Genomic DNA, 26,793 nt, shown 5'->3' with positions numbered 1-26,793 from the left:
CCCAATGTGGAGCGGCGGTTGTGGTGGCAATCGGACTCCGCGAGGTAGCGATGCAGATGGGCCTCGCCGCAACGCTGACGGGAGAGCGGACCCTCCGGCCCAATTCACCATGTGGACGCGCAACTGCCGCTGCACTCACGCCTTTCAGTCGGGGGGCACGCTCGGCACCTACTTGCTGGCCGTCGCCAGTCACGCAGCCGTGAGCATATTCCACCGGGCCATGGGTGAATGTGGTGGGAGACCGCGGGCCCAGATAACGGGCTCGCGGCTCCCGCCATAGTAGACGCGGCCAATAAAACTCATAGCTGCTTGCACCGTGCGCTGCTGCTGCCCCTCATCGCACCCACGTCCGGGGAGGACCCATCGATGCTCACCGCGGCTGCGAGACCGCGACGGCTCCGCGATGGGCAACGGAGGCGTCAAGCTCCATCTGCCAAGGCGGGCCTTTTCGACAACGAGCCACCATGCTGATCGGCGCCACACCCTGATGGAAGGATCTCGTGCCCGACGAGGGCAGGGATCGTCGTGGACAGGGGCAACGGGTCACGTAGTCATTGCAGTCCGAACTGCTATTGGCCGACGTGACCTACCATAGGGGCAATCGCCAGAACGGCACGGACCGCGCATTCCGTCCGCCTTCAGCTTGACGCCTCCGTTGCCCATCGCGGAGCCGTCGCGGTCTCGCAGCCGCGGTGAGCATCGATGGGTCCTCCCCGGACGTGGGTGCGATGAGGGGCAGCAGCAGCGCGCGATGCAAGCAGCTACGGCGATCTTGTCGAACCTACTCCTCGCTCGGTCGCGGCGATCGGCCCATCGCCTGGAGTCATGAGTACATGTTCCCAACGGCAGTTGTCCGGTTGACGTAGCTCCCAGTAACGGCGTGCCCGGAGAGCCCCGGTTCGCGGGCACCCTGGGGACGGGGGCAAGTAGGTTGGGAACGACTTGCGAGATCGGTGTGTCATGCCGAGGAGCAGGAGCTTTCGGGGCATTCTTCGCCACATGTGGAAGTAACTCGAGTCGATCGGCCATTTCGGAATTTTATGTGTAATTTGAGCGGGGACGTAGATTGGCGTCCAGCCCTCGCGCCAGCTGCCCGATCGCAGCCCGCGCCAGCCGGCTCACGACGTCACCGTCTCTTCGCCCTGCCGCATCGCATGATCGATCGCGGCGGCCACTTCTTAGCCACCGGCACCACCCAACAGGCCACCTGGTCGCCGGCCACCATCGCTGCGCAGCAGCATTGGCGGCCGAACCAGGTATCTCAAGATCCCTCTTGTAAAGGCCAAGATAGTCTTCTAGGTAGACTCATCGGGTCATCCTACCAATCGAGTATCTTGGACATGCAGCAGCTGACCAATATCCGCCTCTACGAACAGATTGCTGCATCGATCCGCGGGCGGATCGTCTCGGGCGAACTGCAGCAGGGCGAGCGCCTGCCCAACGAACGTGACATCGCGGTCGGCTACGGCGTCAGCCGCAACGTGGTGCGCGAGGCGATCCGAGCGCTGGCCAAGGACGGGCTGGTCAGCGTGCGTCAGGGCAGCGGCACCTACGTCGCCGACGGAACCTCGCGGGCGCTGGGAGACTCGTTCGAGCTGGCGCTGTCGGTCGGCGGGCTGGCGCATAACCTCGCGCACCTGATCGAGATCCGTCAGATCATCGAGCCAACTGTCGCCGGGCTCGCGGCGGAGCGCGCCGGGCAGGCCGAGATTGCCGAGCTGAAGGCGGAAGTCGCCATCATGGAGGGCGCCTTCGAGGATGTGGAAGCGTTCATCGCGGCCGACCATCGCTTCCATGTCGCCATCGCCAAGTCCACGCAGAACCATCTGGTGCCGATGATCCTGTTTCCGATCGTCGACGTGCTCAACGAGCAGCGCAAGCGCCTGTTCTTCGTCGAAAAGAGCGCCCGTGCTGCCCAAGCCTTCCACCACCGCATCCTCGACGCCATCGAGCGGCACGACAGTGCCGCCGCCGTCGAAGCGATGCGCGGCCACCTGGGGCAGGTGAGCAGCGATATCTCGACGCTCGCCAAGGGGAGTGCATAACCCCGCGACACGACTACCCGGATCACCGGGCCACAGGCCGCTGAGGGGCGGCTGACAAGAACCGTCTCAAGGAGGAGACCAATGAAAGTACTATTTGGGACAACCGCCCGGCTGTCGTTTGCCGCATTGCTGGCAGCAGCCGTCGCCATCTCGCCGCTCGCGGCGCAGGAGCCGACCCGGCTGCGCATGACCGTGCTCGGCGGCGTCGGCGCCGGCGATGGTACGGTCGGGGCCATCAAGGCCTGGAACGACGCCAACCCCGATATCCAGGTGGACCTGGAGCTGCAGTCGGACGAACTGAACTGGCAGGCAACCGCGCCAACCACGATGTTTGCCTCGAGTGACGGCCCCGATCTCAGTTGGTGGTGGTGCTCGCCATCCTTCCAGTACAAGGAAATGATCGCCGCAGGCCTTTTGGCGCCGCTCGACGAGATCTATGCCAATGGCGGCTATCCCGAAGGCACGATCCAGTATTTCACCGAGCCGGATGGTCACAAGTATGGTGTCAACACCGACGTCGTATGGACGCCCTATGTCTACTACAACAAGAAGATCTTCACCGACCTCGGCCTGACGCCGCCCACCACCTGGGACGAGCTCTACGCCATTGCCGCCAAGGTGCGCGAGGCCGGCTTCCAGCCGATGGTCACGCTCTACGACTACGGCATGGTCAACCACCTGCCCGACGGACTGATGATGCGCTCGTGGACGCAGGAAGAATACAATGCGCTGCTGCGCAACTGGTCACCGGATTCGACGGAGGCCGAGCGTGCCTTCAAGTGGACCGACCCCAACAGCGTCCGCATCTTCCAGACGCTGAAGGATATCGTCGACAAGGGCCTCGCGGCCGACGGCTTTGCCGGCATCATCGACGACGAAGTGGCGAAGTCGATGTTCACCTCGGGTAAGGCCGCCATGTACCAGACCGGTTCGTGGGGCGGCGCCGGCATGCTTGAGCAGGACCAGTTCGAGGTCGGGTACTTCTACTATCCGCCTATCAACGAGGTTGCCTACGGGCCCGTCGGCAGCTGGGTGCCCAACTGCTACATCGCCTTCAACCGCGACAAGCAGGACGCGGCAAAGAAGGTCATCGCTTTCCTCGCCTCGCGCGACGGGGCTCTCGCCTACGCCAAGGCCTCCGGGCTGACCATCGGCCGCACCGACGTCGATGCGGCAGCGCTTGCCGAGTTCCTGAAGCCGATGGTGGCGCAGATGGGCGCCGACGTGGCGCAGATGGGTGCACCGGCGCTCTACGAGTCCTCGGTGCCGTCGGACATCCTCAACACGCTGAAGCGGACGGTCGGCGAAGTGCTCACCGGCGTCATCACGCCCGAGCAGGCCGGCGAGGCCATGCAGGCCGCCTATGAGGACGCGCGCAGCCGCTGAGGCGACGCGCCATGACCCGGTTGGCGCGGCCGGCCGGGTCTTTCTCCCGCCCAGATGGACGAACTGATGACCGCTTCCGCGCCTTCCGGCACACGCGAGGCCGTGCCCCCCGTCATTCCCGCCACACACAGCCGCCGCAGCCTCACCGCGCGGTTCAGGCAGAACGGGCACTGGTACCTGTTCCTCGCGCCCGCCGTGCTGCTGCTGGTCGCCTTTATGGGGTTGCCGCTCTACCGCTCGCTCGAGCTGTCGCTGTTCGAGTGGAAGGGCTTGCTGCCGCGCAAGTGGGTTGGGCTCGAGAACTTCGAGCGGCTGTTCCGCGACCGGTACTTCTGGAGCGCGCTGAGCCACACCATCGTCTTCGCCATCTCGGCAACCGTCGGCACGGTGGGCCTCGGCCTGCTGCTCGCAATCGCCATCTCGCGGCGGGTGCCGGGACACGGCATCTTCCGCTTCGCCTTCTACCTGCCCGTAATGCTGCCAATGACCGTGGTCGCGGCGCTGTGGGCGCGCATTTATGAGCCCAATTACGGGCTGCTGAATTCGGCGCTGAACGCCATCGGCCTCGGCTTTCTGGCGCAGCCCTGGCTGGGCAGCCTCGACCTCGCGCTACCCTCGATCATCGCGGTCTGTATCTGGCAATATGCCGGCTTCCCGATGATCGTGCTGCTTGCCGCCATCGAGGGCATTCCCGAGGAACTGCACCAGGCAGTGACGCTCGATGGCGCCACCGAGTGGGACCGCATGCGCTACCTCATCATCCCGATGATCTGGCCCGTGCTGGTGTCGATCAGCGTCATCCAGATCATTTTCTCGCTCAAGGTGTTCGACATCGTCTGGGTAATGACTAAGGGCGGGCCGGCCGAAAGCTCATCGGTGCTGGGCACCTATCTCTACCGGCGCGCTTTCGAGCAGCAGGAATACGGCTACGCCTCGGCGGTCGCCGTGGCCATGTTCGCGGTGATTTTCACCGTCACTTACCTCTATTATCGGCTGACCAAAGTCGATGCGGTGGAGTTCTGAGATGACCACCCGCACAAGCTTCCGTTTCACCGGCCGGCTACTCGTCGTCGGCGTCCTGCTGCTCTGGCTGGTAGTGCAGGTTTACCCGATCGTCTTCTTGTTCTTCACCTCGCTAAAGACCGATCCGCAGATCCTGTCGACGCCGTTCGCCCTGCCGTTCCCGCCGCAGCTCTCGAACTACGCGGCGGTGATCGAGGGCGGGCGGACCAACCAGTCGATCCTCGTCTACTTCTTCAACTCGGTCGTGGTGACCGTCGGCACGCTGGTGCTGCTGCTCGCGGTGTCGTCGCTCGCCGGCTACGCCTTGGCGCGGGGCCGGTTCCCCGGCAGCGCCGCGACGCAGCAGCTGTTCCTCCTGGCGCTTGCCGTGCCGGTGCACGTGCTGCTGATCCCGATTTACTTCTTTTTCGGCGAGTTGGGGTTGCGCAACAACCTTCTCGGCCTGATCCTACTCTACACCACCCTGGGACTGCCCTTCACCACCATCCTGATGCGCTCGTACTTCGTCTCCTTTCCGCGCGAGCTGGAAGAGGCGGCGCGCATCGATGGGTGTTCGCGCTTCGGCACTTTCTGGCGCGTGGTGCTGCCGGTCTCGCGCGGTGCGCTCGCCTCAATGGCGATCATCAATGTCGGCTGGGTATGGAGCGAGTTGTTCTTCGGTTTGGTGCTGCTCGACAAGCTTGGTGTGCGCACGCTGCCGCTGGCCATCGCCGCCTACAAGCCGTCCTCGATGGCGCAGCAGACCTCGGTGGGCGAACTGTTCGCCATCATGAGCCTCACCGTGCTGCCGATGATCGTCTTCTACTTCGTGTTCCAGAAGCAAATCCGCAAAGGCATGACCGCCGGCGCTGTCAAATGAGTACGGCGCAGGCCGTCAGTGGGGGGAAATCTATGTCGCAGTGGTTTCGCGAGAGCTTTCGCAAGGTCCATCTTCTCTATGTCTCGCCTCAATGGGCGCAGAACCGGGGTGAGAAATTTGACGCCATCGCCTATGCCGATGCCTATGAGCGCGCCGGGGTCGATTGCGTGCAGCTCTACTGCAAGGACCATCACGGGGTCTGCTACTACCCGAGCTCGCTGGGGCTGCAGTATCCGCGCGACATCCTCGGTGAGCTGTTGCCCGAGCTGAAGAAGCGCAACATCAAGCTGATGGCCTATGTCAGCATGTTCTTCGACAACTACGCCATGGGGCTGCACCCGGAATGGCGGGCGGCCAATGAGGCCGGCGACCCACACAAAACCGGTCCGTTCTGGCACGCCTCAGTCTGCTCCCCTTATGCGGAGTTCCTGCTGGCCCAGCTCGGGGAGCTGGCGGCGAACTACGAGGTGGATGGCTACTGGCTCGATATCATCCCGCTGGCCCGACACCTGCCGCAGGAAACCTGGATGATCCAGCCGCATCCCGTGCCGGACTACTCGCTGCACGCCCAGAAGCGTCACCGCGAGATCACCGGCAAGGGCCTGCCGGTGAAGCCGACCGCCGAGGAGACCGACGCGATCTTCGACGTCATGGCCGGCGAGGTCGATGCCTTCATGAACCGGGCCTACGCGGTGCTGCGCAAGCATCGTCCCGACGCGGTGATCACCTACAACGCGGCCGGCGCACCCGGCGACCCGCTGGACTCCGGCGACCTGATCTCGATCGAGGGGCATGCGCCGCACTACACCCGCCAGAGTTTCATCGCCCGCTGGGCCAAGGGGCAGAGCAAGCCATTCGAAATGATGACGGCGGGCGGCGTGTCACGCACCCCGCTGGGCGGCGGCTGGAATGCGCTCGACCAGAAGCCAGCGACCATCCTGCAGCTCGAGGCAGCGATCCTGGTGGCGCAGGCCGGCAACCCGACCATCGGCCAGGTGCCGTTGCCGGACGGCTCGACCGATCCCGGCCAGTTCGACACCTTCGGCAAGGTGTTCCATCCGATCAAGGCGCTCGAGCCATGGCTGGTCGGCGCGATCGGTGTATCCGACGTCGGCCTTGTGCTTGCCAGCAAGCCCCGCAAGGCGTCGGCGCACTGGCTGCGGATGACCGCGTCCGCCGAGGCGGTGCATGAGGCGCTGATCACGCAGCACGTGCAGTATGACATCGTGCGCCTCGACAAGGACATTTCGTCCTATCGCGCCATCGTTCTCGCTGAGCAGACCGCACTCAGCGATGCCGAGGTGGCAAAGCTCGGCGCCTATGTGCAGGGCGGTGGTACGTTGATTGCCGCGGGCAATGCCTCGCTGTTCGACGAGAACGGAAAGCAGCGGGCTGATTTCGCGCTGGCCGACGTGTTCGGGGTCAACTACGCCGGCGCCGTCCCTGCCGACTTCGTCTACCTGACGCTCGAAGACGACGCCCTCAAATCCACGGTGACGCCGCTCCCCATTCTGGTCGACCAGCCCGGTGTGGCGGTGACGCTGGCCGGTGGTCGGTCGCTCGGGCGGCTGGCCGAGCCCGAGGCGCGACGCACCGACGCGACGACGGTGCTGTGGGGTGATGCGCCGCCCGATTGGGAGCACGCGCATCCGGGCCTCGTCGAGCATCGCTTTGGTGCGGGAGTCTGTCGGTATCTGCCATTCCCGATCAAGTGCGATGGCATCCCGAACCTCTGGATCAAGCGGCTGGTCGGCGTGCTGGTTGCCGATGCCGTGGCCGATCCGCTCCTCTCCACCAATGCCGGCCCCGGCATCGAAGTCACGCTCAACCGGCAGGGCGGGCGGCTGGTGATCCACCTCTGCAACCACCACGCCGGCGACCCCAACCGGTTGTCGATCGGCGACAACGTGATGCGGGTGTCCGGCGTCGAGGTGTCTCTCGATCTCGCCCGAGCCGGGCTCAGCGCAGCCGGCTCGATCTACGCGGCACCCGGAACGTCGTTGGCCCACCGCACGGAAGACGGCAAGCTGCTGATCGCGGTGCCGGACTTCAGCATCCACAGCGTCGTCGTGGTCGAGTAGGGACGCCGTGTCGCGGCAGGTCCTGGAGATCGCAGACCTGATGGAGCTGGCGCGGCGACGCGTGCCGCGGATGTTCTTCGATTACGTGGATTCCGGAGCCTATACCGAGGCGACCTACCGCGCTAACGAGGCCGATCTGGCCGCCATCAAGCTCAGGCAGCGCGTCGGACGAAAGCTCAGCGACCGCTCGCTGCATTCGACCATGGTGAGCCAGCCTGTGGCAATGCCGGTGGCTTTGGCACCCACTGGCATCGCCGGAATGCAGCATGCGGATGGCGAAATCCTGGCGGCGCAAGCCGCGGAGGAATTCGGCGTGCCATTCACCCTGTCGACGATGAGCGTCTGCTCGATCGAGGACGTCGCCGCGCATTGCACGAAGCCGTTCTGGTTCCAGCTTTATGTCATGCGCGACCGGGGCTTCGTCGACGCCCTGATCCAGCGCGCGATGCAGGCGAAGTGCTCAGCCTTGATGGTGACGCTCGATCTGCAGGTGGTCGGTCAGCGGCACAAGGATTTGCGTAACGGCCTGTCGACGCCGCCGCGGCTGGGTCTCTCGAGTGTCCTGCAACTGGCAATGCGTCCGCTCTGGTGTGCCCAGATGCTCGCCACACGGCGTCATCGGCTCGGCAACCTCGTGGGACATGCGAAGGGCGCCGACGACCTGACGTCGATGTCGGCCTGGGTCGCCGACCAGTTCGACCTCGAGTTCAACTGGGAAGACTTGGCCTGGATCCGCCACCGCTGGCCCGGCAAGCTGATCCTCAAGGGCATAATGGACGCCGACGACGCCCGCATCGCCGCCTCGACCGGGGCGGACGCCATCATCGTCTCCAATCATGGCGGCCGGCAGCTCGATGGTGCAGCGTCGACCATCAGCAAGCTGCCCTCGATCGTCGAGGCGGTTGGCGATCGCGTCGAGGTGCACATGGACGGAGGTATCCGGTCTGGTCAGGATGTATTTCGCGCTATCGCTCTCGGTGCTCGCGGTACCTACATCGGCCGCCCGTTCCTCTACGGGCTTGGCGCGATCGGCAAGGCCGGCGTCGGTCTTGCGCTCGACATCATCGTCAACGAGCTAGACACGACGATGGCGCTTTGCGGCGAACGGCACATCTCCGAAATTGGGCCGCACAATCTGGAGACAAAGTGAGTTTCGGCTATGCCGTCCGGCGCCCATGCTGGATGCCTGCAGCATCCTGTCGCGCCATAACTTGGCGGGGCCTGTGGAAAAGCAGCGATGGTGCGGGAGTTCGTGACGCCCGCTCGGGGCCGGGTACAACGGATCGAGATCCGCCCGCTCATACGAGGATGCGCCGGTACAACAAGGCGCGGGCAGTGTGGGCGGCCACGCAGTACCATTCGCCGCCCCGCAGAAGCCTAGATCGGCGCCGGTTAGGGAATGGTTTCCCGGTCGTACGTGATTTCGCGGAGCGTCGAGGTGGCTTGCGGCTAGTCCAGCAGCGTCCCCGGCGCCGGTTCTCGGTCGGCCGGAGGGAATGGGATCGGGTCAGACGTCGGGTAGGCGTAGGTAGCGAAACATGCCGGTCCCGTGAGAGCTAGAAGGCCGCCTGAAGCGCCAGAATGATTCCCGCCCATGCAAGCGCAGAAAACGCAATAACGCCAAGCAGCGTCCAGCCTTTGGCTGTCGGCCGAAACCTCAGGCGCGGCGGTGGATCAAGTCTGTGAAGCACACAAACTCCTTCAATCTACAATGCGAACGTACAATAGAGGCCGTTCCGCGAACGTTACGTTCAGTGAGTGGCTTGCCAATGATGGCATTTCGGAACCATTGATCGTCGGGAGGCGCGCCCGCCGCCTAAGCTTCGATCGTCGGCGGCACCAGCCAGGGTTAGCGTGCGTGAAAAGCCGGCGGCGCAATCCCCGCGGTCGCACGAGGATACGAGCGCCGGACCCTGTGGAAGACGCAATCGCAATGATCGGAGCAACCTCGCGCCAGGGAATTGCAGCCTGTGACACGCATGACCCATCGCGCCAGAGGCTGGCTTATCGCCATCACATTTTCGAACGCCGGATCGGGGTTGATCGTCTGCCACTCTCACTTCCTCAAGAATACATCTGGTAGGATCCGCCGCCGCGTCAGGTTCGGCAGCCGGCCAGTCGCTCTCTCGTCGAGAGTGCTTAGGAGTGCCACCATAATAAGGTCAGACGTAGGGAACGGGCGTCGAGTGCCACCACTCGAAGCCCGTTTTCACCGAACCGCGAAGTGTGGACGCAACGGCGATTCGGCCATTTCAGCCTATTCAAGGTGGTGCGAGGTCGAAATCACTTTCGCCCGGATTACCTTGTACCACTTAGGGCCATAAGCGCTGTTGGGGCGCTGGCCGCCTCGTCAAGTTAACGCCCGACCCGCCCAAGCAGCGCGAGGCCCTGCTCGAGCTTGCTCCTCCGCGGACATTTCAACGCACGAAGAAGCGGACATTTTGCCAATACTGGCTTCTACTTGAACGTACAACTAGCCGATGCGGCACCTGTTCTCCTCCAGCCCGGGTATGTCGACGCGTAGTGAGAACAGGCTGCCCGCGAGGCGGTTGCCGGGGGGCGATACTATTGAAGCGGTCGCTATGAAGAGCGTTTTCAGGTCTTCGCCGCCGAAAGTGCAGGTGGTGACGTTCTGGACTGGCATCTCTATGACGCGATCGATGGTTCCCTGTGGGCTGACCCTGACGATGCAAGCGCCGCCGAAGCGGCAGTTCCAGACGTAACCTTCGCTGTCGATCGCTGAGCCGTCGGGAGCGCCGCGTTCGAAGCCCGCGAAATAGCTTCGCTCGTTGCCGATCGACCCATCCGCGCCGTTGTAGTCGAAGGCGTAGAGCTCGTTCTCCAGCGTATCGCCGAAATAGAGGCTGGTGCCATCCGGACTCCAGCAGAGCGTGTTGGAGATTCCGAGGTTACCCCGCCATTGGGTCGACGTGCCGTCAGGAGCGATCCGTAGCAGGACGCCTTCGCCCTTCCCCGCTTCGCCCAGTTCGGCGTTTGGCAGCACGTTGTTCTTCATCGTGCCGAGCCAAAAATTGCCGAGCGGGTCGGAGCGGCCCTCGTTCAGGCGCACGCGCGGGTAGCCGTCGAGCTTGAACCCATGGTCCTGCCGCCGATCGGTTGAGGGCCACCAGTAGATGAGCCTCGAGCCGAGTGCGACGAGCATGCGGCTCGCGTCACTGGTCAGCGACAGCGCCACCACCGGTTCGTCGAAGTGCCAGGAGCGCACCGAGCTGCTGGCGCAATCCAGCCGATGGACGAGGTAGCGCAGCACGTCGACCCAGTAGACTGCTTGCTCCGACTGCGCCCAGACCACGCCCTCGCCACAGCGGTCCCCTACCGGCGCAACACAGGTCACTTGCGATTCCAAAATCTGCTCTCCCTCGTTCTGCATCAAGCACACCATCGCATCGGCTTACCAACTCACACGCAGCACCATCGACGCCGACATGGCCTCGCCCGGCTCCAGCCGGGTCAGGCCGCCGCGCTGATGGGCATCGACGGCGTGTGTCACCGGCTCGAAGCAGAAGAAGTCGGCCTCGGTAGACGGCGAGTAGAGGATGAAGGTGTTCAGCGAGGTCGAGGCGGTGAGGCTGATCTTCGGCTCCTCGTATCCGATCGCGAGTTCGGCCGTCCCATCCCACCCCAGGAACGCGTTATTCACCCAACCGCCCGGCAGGTGCGACCCTCTCCGGAAATCGAAACCATGGCGCTCGCCGACGCCAACCACTTCCGTCGGCAGGTACTGCTCGTCCTGAAGCTCGACCTGCGTCGCAGATGCACGCAACAGCGTCGTCGGGGTCCGCGGGAACCAAGGGTGGAAGCCAAGTCCGAACGGCAAGGCCATAGCCGCCTGGTTGACCACCGTTAGTGAGGCGAACAGGAAGCCATCACCGATGCCGTAGGTCACGTGGGCTGTGTACCGGTACGGACCGATGGCGCCGTCCTCGAGTTCCAGTTCGAGCTCCGTGGCCTCCTTGCGGGAGACCCTCCAGCTTCGTTGAAAGCCATCGCCATGCAGCGGATAGCGTTCGCCCGCGACGTTGGGCGCAACAGCGTGAAACTGTCCCTCGTAGTCGAAGCCGCCACCGGAAAGCCGGTTCGACCACGGCACGAGCAGCTGGCAGCCGCCTTTTAGCGCACCCGTAGCAGGCATCAGCACCGGAACGAGCCGCCCGTCGTGCTGGACTGCTTCCAGCCGGTCGATGCCCCCGCCTTCAGTTGTCGCAGCGAACCGAAGGGTGTCGGAACTGAGTTCGACCATTTCGGCCGTCACCTGTCACCATCCTCCATCGATGGCGATGTTCTGGCCGCTGATCATGTCGGAGGCCGGCGAGACCAGGAAGAACACCAGGCCGGCGACATGCTGTGGTTCAATCCTCCGTTTGAGGCTCTGGTTCTCGAGGACCCAGTCCTGGTACTGCTTCAGCCGGTCGCCGAACACCCGCTCTTCGGCTTCGGAAACGACGGCTCCGGGCGAGATGGCGTTGACGCAGATGCCGTGCGGCCCCAGTTCGCGCGCCAACGATTTCGTCAGCCCCAGCATTGCGCCCTTCGAGGCGACATAGGGCACATAGCCGTCCCAGCGGCCGTTCAGCGTGATCGAGCAAAAGTTGACGATCTTGCCATAGCGCTTCGCCTTCATCTGCGGCGCGCAGGCACGAGCGAGAGCGAAGGCGGCGGATGAGTTGACCCGGATCTGATCCTCATACTCAGCGAGCGAGAACTCCTCGAAGGGTCGGTTGATGATCAGCGCGGCGTTGTTGATCAGGACATCGATGCCGCCGTACTCGGTGGCCAGCGCCGCGGCACATTGCTCGGCACTCTCGAGCTGATTGAGATCACAGCCGACATAGCTGATCCGACCGCCCGCTTCCGCAGCAAGTCCGGCTGTGATTTCCGACGCGCGTTCGGCCTCTGGCCGGTCGAGCAGCAGCACGTGCGCTCCTTCAGCGGCGAGCTTCGTCGCCTGTGCGCGACCGAGTGAGCCGAGGCCTCCCGTGAGCAGCACGATTTTGCCTGCGAGCGATCTCACCTTCGGCCCCCTACAGAACGGAGTGGACTTCGTCGATCGACGTCTGACCGATCGGCTTGTCCAGCACGATCTCGCCGCGCGCCATGGCCACCACGCGGTCGCAGCACTCGAACACGTGGTGCATGTTGTGGCTGATGAACACGCCGGTGACGCCCTGCGCCTTGAGCCCGCGCACGAAGCCGATCACCTTATTGGTCTCCTTGACCGAGAGGTGATTGGTCGGCTCGTCGAGGATCATCACCTTGGACTTGAAGTGCATCGCGCGGGCGATGGCGACGCCCTGGCGCTGCCCGCCGGATAGCTCGCCGACCAGCGCGTCGGGTGAACGCAGATGCAAGTCGACATCGGCGATCGCCTTGATGCTGTCCTCGCGCATGCGGCGCTGGTCGAGAATGCCCATGCCGAACAGCGAGAAGCGGGTCGGCTCGCGTCCGATGAACAGGTTGCGGGCGATCGACATCGTCGGGACCATCGAGTTGTACTGGTAGATGGTCTCGATCCCGAGGTTCATCGCATCGCGCGGCCGCCCGATGCGGGCACGACGACCGTCGACTAAAATTTCGCCTTCATCGGCGAGGTAGACGCCCGAGAGGATGTTGATCAGCGTCGACTTGCCGGCGCCGTTGTCGCCCACGAGGCCGACGGCCTCGTTGCGGCGGAAGTCGAGGTTCACGCCCTTGAGGGCGTGCACGCCCGAATACCATTTGTGCAGGTTGCGAACGGAGATGATGGCGTCGCTCATGGTCAGACCCCGACCTTGATGGACCGGGCGCGCTTGCGCATCCAGGCATTGGCGATGACGGCGAAGATGGTCAGGAAGCCGATGGCGAACTTGAACCAGTTCGCGTCGACCTGGCTCAGCACCAGACCGTTGTCGATGACGCGGATAAGCGCCGCCCCGATGATCCCGCCGACAATAGTGCCGATGCCACCGGCAAGCGCGGTTCCACCGATCACCGCGGCAGCGACGGCCTGCAACTCCATGCCCTCGCCGATCGAGGGCAAGGGTGACCCCAGCCGCATCACCTGGATCATCCCGGCAAATCCCGCCAGCATGGAGCAGAGCATGAAGCAGACCATCTTCACCCGCGCGGTGGGGATGCCCATCGCGGCTGCCGCCGGATGGAACCCACCGGTCGCCTTGATCCAGTTGCCGAAGTTGGTGGCCGACAGCATCAGCGTCAGCAGGATGGCGATACCGACGAACCAGAACAGCGACATCCTGAACATATTGCCGGGACCGACAAACGCCGTGAACAGGCTGGTCGGCAGGTCGTCGGGCAGCAGCGGCGGAAAGCCGCCGGAAATGACGATGGTCAGCGACCGGGCGATGAACAGCATGCCCAGCGTGGCTATGAAGCTCGGGATCTCGAACCGGATCGTCACGTAGCCATTGATAAACCCGATCACCGCGCAAAGCGCGAGGCCGGCCAGCATCGCGACCGGGAACGGCGCGCCGTGCACCATCAGGACAGCCATTGACATGGGCATGAGCGCGAAAACTGAACCGACGGACAGGTCAAACTCGCCCGCGATCATCAGAATGGTGACCCCGATGGCGACCAGCCCCATCTCCGGCAGAATTCCGAGCATGCCGCGGACGTTGTCGTAGCTCAGGAACACCCCGTTGGAGCGGAACTGGAACAACACGATCAGCGCGACGAGTAGGATGAGGCCCGCGAGTTCGGGTTTTTCAAGGTAGGTCTTGAACAGGCGCTTCACGGGATTCTCCATCATTCCAGCGCGAAGGGAGCGGCCGTGACGGCCGCTCCCGGTTTGGTTGGCTCGCAGGTGGTTAGCGAAGCCCCTTGGCCGAGAGCGCCATGATGGCGTCCGCATCGGTCGGCAGCACGATCCCCTGCCCGGTGTCTACATCAGCCGGAGCAAGCCCAATGGTCTTGTTCAGGTAGGCCTGCATCACCGGAATAAAGCCCTGCATGTAGGGCTGCTGGTCGACGAGGGCCTGGACGTAGCCCTTCTGCATCTGCTGCAGCGCTTCGGGCACGAGGTCGAAGCCCGCGAGCAGCACCTTGCCCGGCTCGATGCCGCGGTCCTGCAGCACGCGCGCCACGCCCGCATGCCAGAAGCCGGTGTCGAAATAGGCAGTCGTATCAGGGTGGGCGCTAAGGTAGGCTCCGACGCGATCGGCGGTAACCGCGAGGTCCGTGCCGCTATCGATCCGCTCCCAGCTGATCTCACGATCGGGATGCGCCGCCTTGTATTCCTCGAGGAAGTCCATGACGCCGCCGCCACGGCTTTCCGACCAGTTCTGGCCGGGGGCCGAGATACCGACCAGCACCTTGATCGGACCTTCTGCCGGGAACTGCTCGGATAGCGCCTTTGCCAGCGAATGGCCGGCCGGCCGGAAGCCCTGACCGATGAAGGCCTGGCGGGCATTGCCTGCCGCGCCTTCGAGGTCGTCGACGTTGACGGCGAGAACGAGGACGCCCGCATCGCGGGCCTCCTGGATCACCTCGTCGAGGGCCTGGTTGTCGACGATCGAAGTGAGCAGCGCATCCGGCTTGGCGGCGAGCGCGGCACGCATGTTCGCCACCTGCTGCTCGATCGAGCCTTCGGTCTGCGTGAAGACCATCGAGCACGTCGCTTCGACACGGGTGCAGGCGTCGTCGAAGCCCTTCTTGACGGCCTGCCAGAAGGTATTCGAAGCCGACGAATGGTGCGTGAACACGATGTTCAGCGCCTCGGCGGCGCTGACCTGACCAATGGTCAGCGCAGTGCCGAGGATAAGTGCAGTCGCAAGTCTCTTCATTGTAGTTCTCTCCCTGTGATGGTTGTCAGCTTCCCGCCGCGTCGGAGACGGTGCGGGTGATGGTGAAGGCCCGATCGAGGTTCGGATGGAGTTCGAGGCCGAGGCCGGCGCCGGGCGGCACGCTGATCATGCCGTTCTTGACTTCCGGCAGCGCAGTGACGAGGTCGCGATACCAGGTCCGGTAGAAGGCCCGGACGCTCTCCTGGACGAGGGCGTTGGGCGCATTGAGCGAAAGGTGGGTGGAGGCGGCCAACACCACTGGCCCGGTGCAATCGTGCGGCGCGACCGGCAGGTGCCAGGCCTCGGCCATGGTGGCGATCTTCTTGCCTTCCGACAGCCCCCCGCACCACGAAAGATCGAGCATCACGACTCCCGCGGCGTCGGTCTGGAGCAGGTCGCGGAAGCGCCAGCGCGTCGCCAGGGTCTCCGACGCGCAGACCGGCGCTACCGAGGCTTCGCTGTAGCGCTTGAGATCGCCCAGCGAGTCCATCTTGATCGGGTCTTCGTGCCAGAACGTGTTGTAGGGCGCGAGCGCGCGCGCGATCTGCATCGCCGGCAGCAGTTGCCACATCGAGTGGAACTCGACCATGATGTCGATCTTGTCGCCGACCCGCTTGCGGATCTTCTCGAACGGCGAAAGCGCCGTCTTGAGGTCCTCTGCCGAGATGTACTGACCGCCGGACTTCTCGGCCGCGACGTCGAACGGCCAGATCTTCATGGCCGTGATGCCTTCGCTCAGCAGGTCCTCGGCCAGGTCATCGGCGCGATTGAGGAAGGCATCGAGGTCAGCGTACTGCTTGCGGCCGTTATCCAGCCCATAGTTGGCGACCGTCTGGCCGCCCTCCTGCATGTAGGCGGTGCCTGCGCAGGTGTTGTAGGTGCGGATCTCATTGCGGCTGAAGCCGCCGAGCAGCTGCGCGATGGGCTGCCCGGTCACCTTGCCGAACAGGTCCCAGAGCGCGATGTCGATCGCCGAATTGCCGCGCATCTCGACACCCGAGGAGGCAAAGCCGACATAGCCGGTCAGCGCCTTAGACAGCTTATCGATCGCCAGCGGGTCCTGCCCGAGCAGGATCGGCGCTGCGGTCTCGTGGATGTAGGCCTCGACCGCCTTGGCGCCGAAGAACGTCTCGCCCAGCCCGACCAGCCCCTCGTCCGTGTGCACCTGCACCCAGCAGATATTGGCGTGCTCGCGGATGCGGATCGTTTCGATCTTCTTGATTTTCATGGGGAATGGTCCGTGGAAGATCAGTTGATGCCGCTGGCCAATAGGACCTTGACGGTGTTGTCGAAGTGGGCGGCCATTTGAGCCTCCGCCTCCGGGCGGTTGCCCGCCTGGATGGCAGCGGCAATCGCTTCGTGGCCCGCGACGCTGTCGTAACGCTCAGCGTCGGTCTCGCGCGCCGCCCAGCCGATGCGCCAGGTCTGCCGCGTCACGACATGGAACGAGCCGACGAGAAGCGCGAACATCGGATTGCGTGAGGCGCGGGCGATCGTCTCGTGAAAGGCGATGTCGTGCTCCATCACCTTGTCAGTGTCGAGGAAGTCGGCCCGCATCGCTGCGGCCAACGCAACGATCTCGCGGGCCTCGCGCTCGGTCCGCCGCAGTGCGGCGAGGCCGACAGTGCGCATTTCGATCGTGCGCCGTACGTCGAGAATTTGCTGGATCGACACCTGGTCGGTCTGGACACCGTGGTCCATCACCAGGGCAAGCACTTCGTCGTCGACCGCCGCAACGCGCGCCCTACGCCCGTTGCCAACGTCGATCAGCCGGAGAGCCGACATCGAACGATAAGCCTCCCGCACGACGGCACGGGACACACCCAACTGCTCGCCGATCGCGCCCTCGCTCGGCAACGGATCGCCGACCCGAAGCCCTTCTGAGCGGATCATCGTGCGGATGCCGTGAATGACCTTGGAGACAAGGCTCGTGGGCGTTTCCTGTTCATCTGCGGCGTCGACCGGGCGCAGGTAGGGCGGTCTGTCCATATTGAACCTGTCGTATAGGTTTGCAATTATCTGGCAGAGAGCATAGCGTACACCTATGAGTCAACCATGAAAGGAGATCGAGGTCGTTGACATGGAGTTCGCATGGATGTCCGGCATCGAGCGACGCGAACCATTCACCTTGCGTTGACACTAGAGGCGTGAGATATCGTTTTCTCGATGAACACACGTTCTGGCGGGAAATCGATATCTTGGTTACCATACGCGATGTTGCAAAGCGGGCCGGTGTGTCGGTGCCCACAGTCTCCAGGGTGCTGAACAAGCATCCCGGTGTGGGGGAAGAATTGGTCGCCAGGACCCTGGCTGCCATCGCCGACCTGAACTATCACCCGAGCAGGGCTGCCCAGCAGCTCAGGACCCAGGACAGCGGGCGGGTAGCCGTCGTGTTCTCCGACCTCTCGAACCAGTTTCACATCAGTGTCCTCAAAGGTATCGAGCAGGTACTTTCCGTCGAAGGGATCAGCATTACGATCGGCAACGCCGACCAGGATCCCAAGCGCGAGGCCGCGCTGATCGACATCGTTCTCTCAGACAATGCAAAGGGGCTGATCATCGCGCCGACGCGAGAAGACGTGCCCGCTGTGGAGCGCGCCGTGGAGCAGGGCCTCCCGGTCGTCGTCGTTGACCGGCGGATGCGAAACGTCGCGGTCGATACGATCTACACAGACAGTGCGAAAGGCGCCCAGGACGCTGTCAGGCACCTGATCGAGTTGGGCAACCAACGAGTCGCGATGATCAGTGGGCCGATCCACCTCACCAGTGCCCAGGACCGCTACTCCGGGTACATGCAGGCCATCTCGGATGCAGCGATCTCGTTTGATCCATCACTCCTGCGGTTCGGCGACTACCGACAGGAATCGGGCTACCGGCTGGCGCGCGAGTTGATGGGGCTCGAACAACCGCCATCGGCGATTTTCGTGGCCAACAACGCCATGACCATCGGAGCGCTCAACGCCATCCACGAGATGGGGCGGGCGATACCCGAAGAAATAGCGATTGTTGGCTTCGACGAGGTGGATTGGGCGATTTCGCTGAATCCACCGCTCACAACTGTGGCTCAGTCGCCGGTCGAGATCGGTGTTGGCGCAGCCACGATGCTGCTCGAGCGTATTGCGGGGAAGGCGACTTCGGCGCGCACCATCGTGCGCGATACTTCGCTGCAGATACGGGCGTCCTGCGGCGCGGAGCTTCGCCCAAAATAGTCACCTTACCACCAACCAAGTATTGTCGCGGACGCCCAATGTCGGGGCCGGCCCGCCCGTCAATTTCAGGAGACTTAAGTGACTGAAGGTGTGTTCTCCCCGAAAATAAACCGGGACCGACTGATCTACATAACTCATCCCGATCCGCGCTGCGGCAAAGACCTTTGCGATGAGTTCCTTGTGCGAGGATTTCAGATATCGCTGGTCCCTGATCTGGACGCCATCGTGCGACTGGCACAGATTCGGCGGCCCGACCTCGTCATAGTGCCGCTATGCAGCGGCGAGGATGGCGATGGTGACGCAGCCATGGCAGCTCTGATGGCAATCCGTGCACTGCACCTCAGCATCAAGATGTACGTCCTCGCTCCTGCGAATGCTCGAGCAGAACTGATCTCAGACGTCCTCAAGGCGGGGGCATGCTACGCGTTCTCTCCGCCCTATGCCGCAACACAGATCGTGCATGCCGTCGAGCAGCTGCTGCGGAACGACCTTGCCGTAAGTGGAAAAGATGGCTTCGTGACCGCTGTTTTGACCGGCTTTGGAACGCTGACCAGACGCGAGCGGGAAGTCCTGCAGCTTATCGTCGAGGGCCGCACGAACAAGGAAATCGGCCTTCAAGTCGGCATTTCCTATCGAACCGTTGAAGTGCACCGCCGCCACCTTCTGGGCAAGACCGGCGCACGAAACACCGCCGAACTGGTTCGGCTTGCAGTTGAGGGTTAGTCGGACACGAAGTCCGTCCACTCGCAGATGCGGGCGGAGTGACCCTATCAGTTTCCACTCATGAGCAGATTTCGAGGCGGTTAAGACGTCCAGTATCGATGCTGCTGGGCACAATGTGGAGCGTCCGCGTGCGCAAGAACTGGCCTATAGCCCCAATAAACGTGCTCGCCGTACTGGTTCCGGTCATCGTTTCGGCCGCGCTTGCCTATCAGGTGAGTTTTCACGATCAGCGCAACCGCGCTCAGGTCATCGCTGAGGTGGTTCTCAACCGCAGTGAACTCATCACCATGCAGCTGGAAACGGCGTTCGCTCGCCTCGCTGGGATCGGGTCAAGTCAGGCATGTTCCGCCGAGGCGATCGGGCTGATGCGGGAATCCGACCTCAGCTCGAGTTTGCTGCAAGGCCTTGGCTACGTCGAAAACGATCGGCTGGAGTGCTCTTCGCTGGGTGAGGAGGGTGTTGTCGAGGTCGGGCCGCCCGACTACGTGAGCGCGACCGGTGCGATCATCCGAAGTCAGCGGACGCTGCCAACTGCACCGAACACTCCGCTGCTGCTCGTGACCATTCGCACGGGGTATACCGGAATTGTCCATCCAGGGCTTATCTTCAGCCTTAGCGGCGAGGATGGCGAGTTGCTGGGCGGAACGGTCGGTTACTCAACACGCGAGAACATAGTCCACTCCGGACCCACCACGTTCGACTGGAAGGGCATCGGGATGCCGGCCGACCAGTACAGCGGCAGCCTTGTTCTCGCCGATCAACTGGTCGGCTGGCAGCGCTCGACCAGATGGGACCAGTTTGCCTATGCGGGCATTCCCTTGGCAGCGGTAGGCGAACAGTTTCGAGGGTTGATCGGCATCTTCCTGGCCGGGGGACTTCTTTCGGGTGTGGGTCTGCTCGCGCTGTTTCGGAGGCTTGCGGCCAGCCGCGCATCGCTGCCGTCGCTGCTGAGAATTGGCCTCGCTCGCGGCGAGGTTCACACCGTTTACCAGCCGATCGTCGACATGCGTACCGGCAGCTGGGTCGGCGCTGAAGTCCTGGCGCGGTGGCAGCGACCGAGCGGAGAATGGATCGGGCCCGATGTCTTCGTGCCCATTGCTGAGAAACATGGACTGATGCGGCAGCTGACGCGACATGTGATGACTAGCTGCGCCAACGACCTCAGGGCCTTTGTCGCCATGGCACCGGATTTCTTCGTTTCGGTCAATATCACCGCGATCGATCTTCACGACCCCGACTTCGTCAAGCTCATGGTGGCGGAATGCAATGCAAGAGGCGTGGCACCTCACCGCGTGCACCTCGAAATCACCGAGCGCGTGGAGGTGGACTCGACAAAAGTGTCGGATGCAATCCGTCTACTTAGAGAACACGGATTTGAAATCGGCATCGACGATTTCGGCATTGGCTACTCGAACCTAGCCTACCTCGATAAGCTCGACGTCGACTACCTCAAGATCGATAAGGTCTTCGTCGCTGGCCTCGGAAATGGTGCGATCGGGACGGCCACCGTCGATCACATCATTGAGCTTGCAGCAGAACGGGGGCTGACGACGATCGCCGAGGGTGTCGAACTCGAATGCCAACGCGCTGAGTTAGTGGTTCGTGGCGTGCTGTTGGGGCAGGGCTGGCTTTTTGGCAGGCCCATGTCAGCTTCCAAGCTGCTCGCCGCCTATGCCGAGGCCCCGCAGGTGCCCGTCATGCCATTGAGTTTCGCCAGACTAGCGGGCTGATGGGCATGCGCTAGGCGTTTACGCTTATGGGTTTGCACGCGGCAGACTGGGCCGCAACGGGCGGATAACGCTGACTGCCCTAGCATCGGAACGGTGCGCTAGTTCGATCTGCCCTTTTGCTTGCGAGGTTAGGAGAACAATGGTGCGCTCAGGGGTTGCGGCGGGTATCCAGACCGGCTCCGATCCGGTCGGTCGGCGCGGGCAAACGCGGATCGCGGCCGGCCATGCGCGGCTAGCCACGACTGAACCGTGGTTGCAGCTTTCGCAGCTTCCCCTCACGGCGGCTGTCCTTGCGGCAGCGCTGATCGCGTCGGCAGTACAGCCAGCTGCGGCACAGTTCTATGACCAGGTCGTAGATGTCCCGCCCGATGGTCCGTTTACCGTTGGGTACCACGACTTCACGGGCAGCACGCTAAATGCCGGCATTGCAGACGCCGTTGCGGACGGCGACCCGTTCACAACTTTCCCGCAGTTGTGGTTCTTCCGGCTCTACGAGCTCGACGTCGACGGGACCGTGACAGGAATCCCGGGGGCCGTGACAAGCATCCGGGAAAGCGAACTCAACGCCACGGTGGCAGCAGCCGTTAGCGGTGGCAGTGTAGTCCTGAACGACAGCAGTCAGTTGAACGCCTGGGCGCCCGGGGCCGTCAGCGGCGGCACGATCTATTTCAATGGTGCCCCGTACAGCACGGTGGGCGATCCTGACGCAGGGCAAATAGTTACAGTTATCGAGAACCACCCCAGCGTGCAGGTGCTGGCCGAAGGTGCCCTGACCAACGGAGTCGCCATCGAGTTCGACTACTTCGGCTATGGGGTACCGATCGGCCTGCTGCAGATGAACGGCTTCGACACGACGGTCGGAAAGATCAACGGGCTGGGGACGATCCAGAACGGCGGGGCCGATGCGGCCGTGCTGACGGTCGACAGCTCGGTGCTGGGCGATTCCAATTTCTTCGGAATTATCCAGGATACTGACCCGCTCGACCTGGCAAGCGGCACCGGCGCGCTTGGTCTGACCAAGACCGGCGCGGGCACATTGGTGCTGTCTGCCCTGTCGGGCCCCGGCACCAATACCTACACGGGTCCGACCATTGTCGACGGCGGCACGCTCATGGGCGGCGCGGACAACGCGTTCAGCCAGTTCAGCGCGACGACCGTGAACACGGATGGGACGCTCGATCTGGGCGGCTTCGCGCAGGCAATCGACGATGTCGTCCTTGCCGGCGGTACCATTCGTAACGGCGCACTCAATTCGCTGAACGGTGTCATGTCCACAGGCGGCATCATCGATGGCGTGGGGGGAACTATTGGGCTGACAACCACCGGCGGCATCACCACCGTCTTCGGCATCAACACTTATAGCGGCCTTACCACCGTCAACGGCGGTACACTCACGGTCGCTGACTTGGCGTCGATCGCCAGCGACACCATCGTGAACGCTGGCGGCAGGTTGAACGGCACTGGCTCGGTGGGCAGCACGACGCTCAACCCCGGCGGTATTATCGGACCCGGTAACAACGCGATCGGCATACTGACGGTCAACGGCGACTTCACCAGCAATGGCGGTACGCTCGAGATCGAGGCCGAACTGGGCGGCGATGGCTTTCCCGCCGACCTGTTGCTGATCAACGGCAACTCGCTGCTCGGGCTGGCGCCAACGCTGGTGCAGGTGATCAATGTCGGCGGGCTCGGCGGGCCGGCCACGAACGGTACCAAGATCATCGACGTCGCAGGCGGCACTTCCGATGCGGGCGCCTTCGTGCTCGACGGTCCAGCGATCGGTGGCGCCTATTCCTATCAGTTGGTCCAGGACAACCTCGACTGGTACCTGCGCAACTCGGGCGAGCTCGCTCCGACCACTCCGACCTTCGAGAACTACCCGGTGGCGCTGCTCGGGATGATCGACCTGCCGACCTTGCGGCAGCGCGTCGGCGATCGGACTGACGCCGCTGAGGGCATCTGGACCCGCATCGAAGGTGGCGCCGGCCACTACGAAGCTTCTGGTTCGAGCACCGGCGCCAGCTATGACGGCAGCTACTTCCTCACCCAGATCGGGCTTGAAGGCACATTGCAGCAGTCGAGCGAGGGTTCGCTTACCGCCGGTCTTACGGCGCAGTACAGCCGCCACACGGCCGATGTTGCCTCGAGCTTCGGCGACGGTTCGAACCTCACCGAAAGCCTCGGGTTCGGCGCATCACTTACCTGGCGCGGCGCGGAGGGGACCTATCTCGACCTGCAGGGCCAGCTCGCGAGCTTCGCCAGCGACCTCGAAGCGGTCGGCTACACGCTGGTCGAGGACAATGCGGGCGACGGTCTTGCGGTGAGTCTCGAGACGGGTCACAAGTTCGACCTCGACGACAGCTGGTCGCTGACCCCGCAGGCGCAGCTCAGCTACGCCTCGGTCGATTTCGAGCACTTCACCGACTATTTCGGCTCCGAGATCTCTCTCGGGAAAGGCGACAGTCTGGTCGGCCGGTTCGGCGTGGCGATCGATTATGCCACCGCGGGCGTTTACGAGGACGGGCGGGCGAGCAGCAGCAAGCTCTACGGCATCGCGAATGTCACCTACGAGTTCCTCGACGGTGCGACCGTTGTCGTTTCCGGTACCGACCTCAACTATTCGGGCCAGAAGTTCGGCGCCGAGCTCGGTGTTGGTGGCGCGCTGGAATGGGCTGATGGCGCGCAGGCGCTGCATGGCGAACTCATCGGCTCGTCCAGCCTCGAGGGCAGCTACGCGCTGAAGGGTACGCTCGGCTTCACGGGGCGGTTTTGAACCATCAACATCCGCCGAAGGCGGCAACAGCTTCACCCTCGCGACGACAAACGTCTGGCGTCTCGCGTGAGGGGCTGCCTCCCAGCGGAGAACTGATCCAGCCCGGAATTTGGCGCCTCCCGACCCCCGCTGGGGTCACGCTAGGATGAACGCCGGCTGTTAGATGCCTGGCGGCGTGCAACGAAGTCAGGCTGACAGGGCCTCCAAGATGGCGCCCACCGACACCCAGCCGATCACGATCGACACGATCAAATGACGACAAAAAAGCGCGCAGTCCCTCCAGAAGGTGTCGTGGTGGATGCGCCTAGCCAAGGTTTGTACTCACGCCCTTGCTGCAGAAATATCATTCCCTTCCGCCCACTCAATGCACCGTTCGGAATCGAACAGTTGCAGGGAGGGGCGCCCAATGGGGCGCCCTCTCAATCTACGCGCCGAGGGGGCCAGCCGCGCGTTCGACAGCCGCTGAGGTCGAAAACAGGTACTCGAGCTGAGTTACCAGGGGCCTCATGCAAGAGCTGGTCGATCACTTGGTGAACGCACTTAGACGCACACACTAAGTGTTACCGCGCGTGTGGCTCGGGCATAGCGCTGAACGATATGGGTTTGACTGTGACCAAATAGAAAAGCAGCATCACACACAGAGACGCACCCTCGGCTCTTTGGCAGATGACGGCAATGCGATACAAATTGTCTGCGGTGGTAAGTGTATTAGCAGTTGTTGCTGTCCTGAGTTTCGGAGCGACGGCGGGAGGACTGGTGGGCGAGGGGATCGACGATGTCGGCGATGCCTTACGCGAGATCGTTGCGGGTGATGACACGGCGGTCGTGGCGGACTCGTCGATGTCGACGGCGCGGATGGCAATGTTCTCAACGTCACTCTCGGCAAGGGACAGCGGGCCGGCAATGCCAATGCTTCAATGGGGTCGAATCTCACGGCCAGCCTGAATCTAGGAGGTCTGGCTGGATCTCAGCCTCCCCGGGGTAACGACCTCTAAAGCCTCACACAACGCATGGAACTACACGTGACGAAAACTAATCACCTCGAGCAAACCGGCAAGGTCGTTCCGGCATATGCACGTAAGATCACTGGGTCATCTCGCCTACTCGTGGCCGAACTGTTGTCGATCTTCGACAATTAAATCCGAAATCGGATTCGTTCCGACGTGCGCACTTTCGCGGTGGTAGATCATGATCGGTGATTTGTTTTCCTGTTTGTTATTGCCGTTATTTTCGCTTGGGCGTCCGGTCACTTGTTTAGGAGTGGCGTGAATGGATAGTTTGCTTCCCGTCACTGCCGAGATCATCGATCGCTCCACCGGCGCGCGACATCAGGTGCCTGCCAGCCAGATCGCTCTCGACGCGCCCGGCATAGTCGTCCTGACCATCCAGCGTGCCGACATCGACCACCTGGAGCGCAGCGGCCAGGATCTCGTCATTCATCTAGTCTCGGGCGAGACCATCACCATCGCCGGTTTCTACGCCGACCCACCCCACGGCCCCGGCAGCGAATTGGTCCTGCAGGGACCGGACGGAAGTCTGTGGTACTGGGACCAGTCGTCCGGGGGCCATTCGCTGAATTTCCTGCAGATCAGCGATATCGAGTCGCTCCTACACGATGAGGACGACGATAATGGCCTGTTGCCGATACTGCTCGGCCTTGGCGGGCTTGGCCTCGCCGGCGCCGTCGCGCTGGCAAATGACGATCCCCCCAATCCGCCCGGCGAGGACGACACCGAGCCGCCCTCCGCACCCACCGCCGCACTCGCCGACGATACCGGGGAACAGGGCGACGGCCGCACCAGCGACGCGACGGTCAATGTTAACGGCCTAGAGCAGGGCGCGAGTTGGGAATATTCGACCGACGGCGGCCAGACCTGGCACCCCGGTACCGGCACCAGCTTCGAGTTGCCGCCCGGCGAGTATGATGCTGACGACGTGCAGGTCCGTCAGACCGACGAAGCCGGCAACACGAGCGCCCCCGGCCTGCTCGGCCCGGTGATCGTCGACACCAGCCCGCCCGCCGCCCCGGTGGAAATGCTGGAGAACGACACCGGCACGCAGGGTGACGGCATCACCACCGACGGCACCATCGTCGTCAGCGGCCTCGAGCCCGACGCGTCTTGGGAATACTCAACCGATGGCGGCGCCAACTGGATCCCCGGCACCGGCACGAGCTTCGAGCTGCCGACCGGCGAGTATGACGCCGGGGACGTCCAGGTCCGCCAGACCGACGCTGCCGGCAACACCGGCGCCCCCGGTCTGCTCGGGCCGCTCGTCATCGACACCGGCATTCCCGCGGCCCCGACCGCCACGCTTGAGAACGACACCGGTACTCCCAGCGATGGCATCAGCAGCGATGGTACGGTCGAGGTCTCGGGCCTCGAGCCCAGCGCGACGTGGGAATACTCCACCAACGGCGGCGTCAGCTGGACCACCGGCACCGGCACCAGCTTCGAGCTGGTCCCCGGCACCTACGACGCCGATGATGTGCAGGTCCGCCAGACCGACACCGCCGGCAACACCAGCGACGAAGGCCTGCTCGGCCCGGTGACGATCGACGCAAGCGCACCCGCCGCGCCTACTCTTTCGCTCGAGAACGACACCGGCACGCTCGGCAGTGACGGTATCACTAGCGATGGCACTGTCGATGTCGGTGGCATCGAACCCGGCGCCACCTGGGAGTATTCCACCGACGGCGGAACCACGTGGGATCCTGGCACCGGCACCAGCTTCGAGCTGGCCCCCGGCACCTACGACGCCGATGACGTGCAGGTCCGCCAGACGGACGCCGCCGGCAACACCAGCGACGAAGGCCTGCTCGGCGTCGTCACCATCGACACCACCGGCCCATCAAGCGCCGGCGCCACGGCGGTCATCTTGCCGATTGCGACGGACGATGTGGTCAACGCCGCCGAAGCCTCGGGCGACATTCCGATCACCGTGACGCTCACCGGCATCCCCGCCGACGCCGTCAGCACCACCGTGACCATCAGTGTCGGCAGCGTGGATTATCCGGCATCAGACAATGGCGACGGCACCTGGACGGCAGATGTGCCCGGCAGCATCGTCGCTGGCACCAACTCGGCGACGGCCACGGCAGTCTTCACCGATGCCGCCGGCAATGACAGCGCACCTGTCACCGACACCCGCCCCTACACCATC

The 26,793-nt window shown here is 63.5% G+C and carries 19 protein-coding genes; 11 read left to right on the top strand and 8 right to left on the bottom strand.

Going from position 1 to position 26,793, the window contains the following annotated elements:
• Positions 1–1,340: 1,340 nt before the first annotated feature.
• From VGV07_RS03335 to VGV07_RS03310, 6 genes are all read left to right on the top strand, one after another.
• On the top strand, positions 1,341–2,045 hold the full coding sequence (locus VGV07_RS03335) for a FadR/GntR family transcriptional regulator (RefSeq protein WP_326867270.1): 705 nt from the start codon (positions 1,341–1,343) through the stop codon (positions 2,043–2,045).
• Positions 2,046–2,126: 81 nt separating this feature from the next.
• Positions 2,127–3,431, top strand: a complete 1,305-nt coding sequence (locus VGV07_RS03330; protein ID WP_326867269.1) for an ABC transporter substrate-binding protein — start codon at positions 2,127–2,129, stop codon at positions 3,429–3,431.
• Positions 3,432–3,497: 66 nt separating this feature from the next.
• A complete protein-coding gene (locus VGV07_RS03325) occupies positions 3,498–4,454 on the top strand; it encodes a sugar ABC transporter permease (RefSeq protein WP_326867268.1) in 957 nt (318 codons plus the stop codon).
• A 1-nt stretch (position 4,455) separates the two neighbouring features.
• A complete protein-coding gene (locus VGV07_RS03320; protein WP_326867267.1) occupies positions 4,456–5,313 on the top strand; it encodes a carbohydrate ABC transporter permease in 858 nt (285 codons plus the stop codon).
• A 32-nt stretch (positions 5,314–5,345) separates the two neighbouring features.
• Positions 5,346–7,394 carry an alpha-amylase family protein gene (locus VGV07_RS03315; protein ID WP_326867266.1) on the top strand — a complete coding sequence of 683 codons (2,049 nt, stop codon included), beginning with the start codon at positions 5,346–5,348 and terminating at the stop codon, positions 7,392–7,394.
• 40 nt (positions 7,395–7,434) lie between these two features.
• Positions 7,435–8,544 (top strand): alpha-hydroxy acid oxidase, encoded by a 1,110-nt coding sequence (locus VGV07_RS03310; protein WP_326867280.1) that lies wholly within the window; start codon positions 7,435–7,437, stop codon positions 8,542–8,544.
• A 1,323-nt stretch (positions 8,545–9,867) separates the two neighbouring features.
• Here VGV07_RS03310 and VGV07_RS03305 read toward each other — a convergent pair.
• The 8 genes from VGV07_RS03305 to VGV07_RS03270 form a co-directional block, all read right to left on the bottom strand.
• Complete coding sequence (locus VGV07_RS03305; RefSeq protein ID WP_326867265.1) at positions 9,868–10,761, bottom strand: SMP-30/gluconolactonase/LRE family protein; 894 nt, start codon at positions 10,759–10,761, stop codon at positions 9,868–9,870.
• Positions 10,762–10,806: 45 nt separating this feature from the next.
• Positions 10,807–11,667 carry an aldose 1-epimerase gene (locus VGV07_RS03300; RefSeq protein WP_326867264.1) on the bottom strand — a complete coding sequence of 287 codons (861 nt, stop codon included), beginning with the start codon at positions 11,665–11,667 and terminating at the stop codon, positions 10,807–10,809.
• 3 nt (positions 11,668–11,670) lie between these two features.
• Entirely contained in the window at positions 11,671–12,426 is a 756-nt protein-coding gene (locus VGV07_RS03295; RefSeq protein WP_326867263.1) for an SDR family oxidoreductase, read from the bottom strand.
• Positions 12,427–12,436: 10 nt separating this feature from the next.
• Positions 12,437–13,168, bottom strand: coding sequence for an ATP-binding cassette domain-containing protein (locus VGV07_RS03290; RefSeq protein ID WP_326867262.1), 732 nt, complete (start codon positions 13,166–13,168; stop codon positions 12,437–12,439).
• 2 nt (positions 13,169–13,170) lie between these two features.
• Entirely contained in the window at positions 13,171–14,148 is a 978-nt protein-coding gene (locus VGV07_RS03285; protein WP_326867261.1) for an ABC transporter permease, read from the bottom strand.
• Positions 14,149–14,221: 73 nt separating this feature from the next.
• Complete coding sequence (locus tag VGV07_RS03280) at positions 14,222–15,196, bottom strand: sugar ABC transporter substrate-binding protein (RefSeq protein ID WP_326867260.1); 975 nt, start codon at positions 15,194–15,196, stop codon at positions 14,222–14,224.
• A 25-nt stretch (positions 15,197–15,221) separates the two neighbouring features.
• Positions 15,222–16,424: a mandelate racemase/muconate lactonizing enzyme family protein gene (locus tag VGV07_RS03275; RefSeq protein ID WP_326867259.1), complete on the bottom strand. Its 1,203-nt coding sequence runs from the start codon at positions 16,422–16,424 to the stop codon at positions 15,222–15,224.
• Between the two features lie 20 nt (positions 16,425–16,444).
• Entirely contained in the window at positions 16,445–17,185 is a 741-nt protein-coding gene (locus VGV07_RS03270) for a FadR/GntR family transcriptional regulator (protein ID WP_326867258.1), read from the bottom strand.
• A 158-nt stretch (positions 17,186–17,343) separates the two neighbouring features.
• Between VGV07_RS03270 and VGV07_RS03265 the strand changes: the two genes are divergently transcribed.
• The 5 genes from VGV07_RS03265 to VGV07_RS03245 all read left to right on the top strand — a co-directional run.
• Positions 17,344–18,405 (top strand): LacI family DNA-binding transcriptional regulator, encoded by a 1,062-nt coding sequence (locus VGV07_RS03265; protein ID WP_326867257.1) that lies wholly within the window; start codon positions 17,344–17,346, stop codon positions 18,403–18,405.
• A 78-nt stretch (positions 18,406–18,483) separates the two neighbouring features.
• Positions 18,484–19,128: a response regulator transcription factor gene (locus VGV07_RS03260; protein WP_326867256.1), complete on the top strand. Its 645-nt coding sequence runs from the start codon at positions 18,484–18,486 to the stop codon at positions 19,126–19,128.
• A 128-nt stretch (positions 19,129–19,256) separates the two neighbouring features.
• Positions 19,257–20,858, top strand: coding sequence for an EAL domain-containing protein (locus VGV07_RS03255; RefSeq protein WP_326867255.1), 1,602 nt, complete (start codon positions 19,257–19,259; stop codon positions 20,856–20,858).
• Between the two features lie 142 nt (positions 20,859–21,000).
• Positions 21,001–23,631, top strand: coding sequence for an autotransporter outer membrane beta-barrel domain-containing protein (locus tag VGV07_RS03250; protein ID WP_326867254.1), 2,631 nt, complete (start codon positions 21,001–21,003; stop codon positions 23,629–23,631).
• Between the two features lie 1,269 nt (positions 23,632–24,900).
• The coding region (locus VGV07_RS03245) for a BapA/Bap/LapF family prefix-like domain-containing protein (protein WP_326867253.1) at positions 24,901–26,793 on the top strand (1,893 nt) is incomplete at its 3' end.

This window comes from Devosia sp. (genome assembly GCF_035944845.1).
GTDB lineage: Bacteria > Pseudomonadota > Alphaproteobacteria > Rhizobiales > Devosiaceae > Devosia_A.
Note: the sequence above shows the minus strand (reverse complement) of the source record. Positions and strands in the feature narration are given on the sequence as shown.

Bases quoted from the DNA above. Each gene is read 5' to 3' on its own strand.
- VGV07_RS03335 (WP_326867270.1), top strand. From the start codon at position 1,341: ATGCAGCAGCTGACCAATATCCGCCTCTACGAACAGATTGCTGCATCG.
- VGV07_RS03330 (WP_326867269.1), top strand. From the start codon at position 2,127: ATGAAAGTACTATTTGGGACAACCGCCCGGCTGTCGTTTGCCGCATTG.
- VGV07_RS03325 (WP_326867268.1), top strand. From the start codon at position 3,498: ATGACCGCTTCCGCGCCTTCCGGCACACGCGAGGCCGTGCCCCCCGTC.
- VGV07_RS03320 (WP_326867267.1), top strand. From the start codon at position 4,456: ATGACCACCCGCACAAGCTTCCGTTTCACCGGCCGGCTACTCGTCGTC.
- VGV07_RS03315 (WP_326867266.1), top strand. From the start codon at position 5,346: ATGTCGCAGTGGTTTCGCGAGAGCTTTCGCAAGGTCCATCTTCTCTAT.
- VGV07_RS03310 (WP_326867280.1), top strand. From the start codon at position 7,435: ATGGAGCTGGCGCGGCGACGCGTGCCGCGGATGTTCTTCGATTACGTG.
- VGV07_RS03290 (WP_326867262.1), bottom strand. From the start codon at position 13,168: ATGAGCGACGCCATCATCTCCGTTCGCAACCTGCACAAATGGTATTCG.
- VGV07_RS03280 (WP_326867260.1), bottom strand. From the start codon at position 15,196: ATGAAGAGACTTGCGACTGCACTTATCCTCGGCACTGCGCTGACCATT.
- VGV07_RS03275 (WP_326867259.1), bottom strand. From the start codon at position 16,424: ATGAAAATCAAGAAGATCGAAACGATCCGCATCCGCGAGCACGCCAAT.
- VGV07_RS03270 (WP_326867258.1), bottom strand. From the start codon at position 17,185: ATGGACAGACCGCCCTACCTGCGCCCGGTCGACGCCGCAGATGAACAG.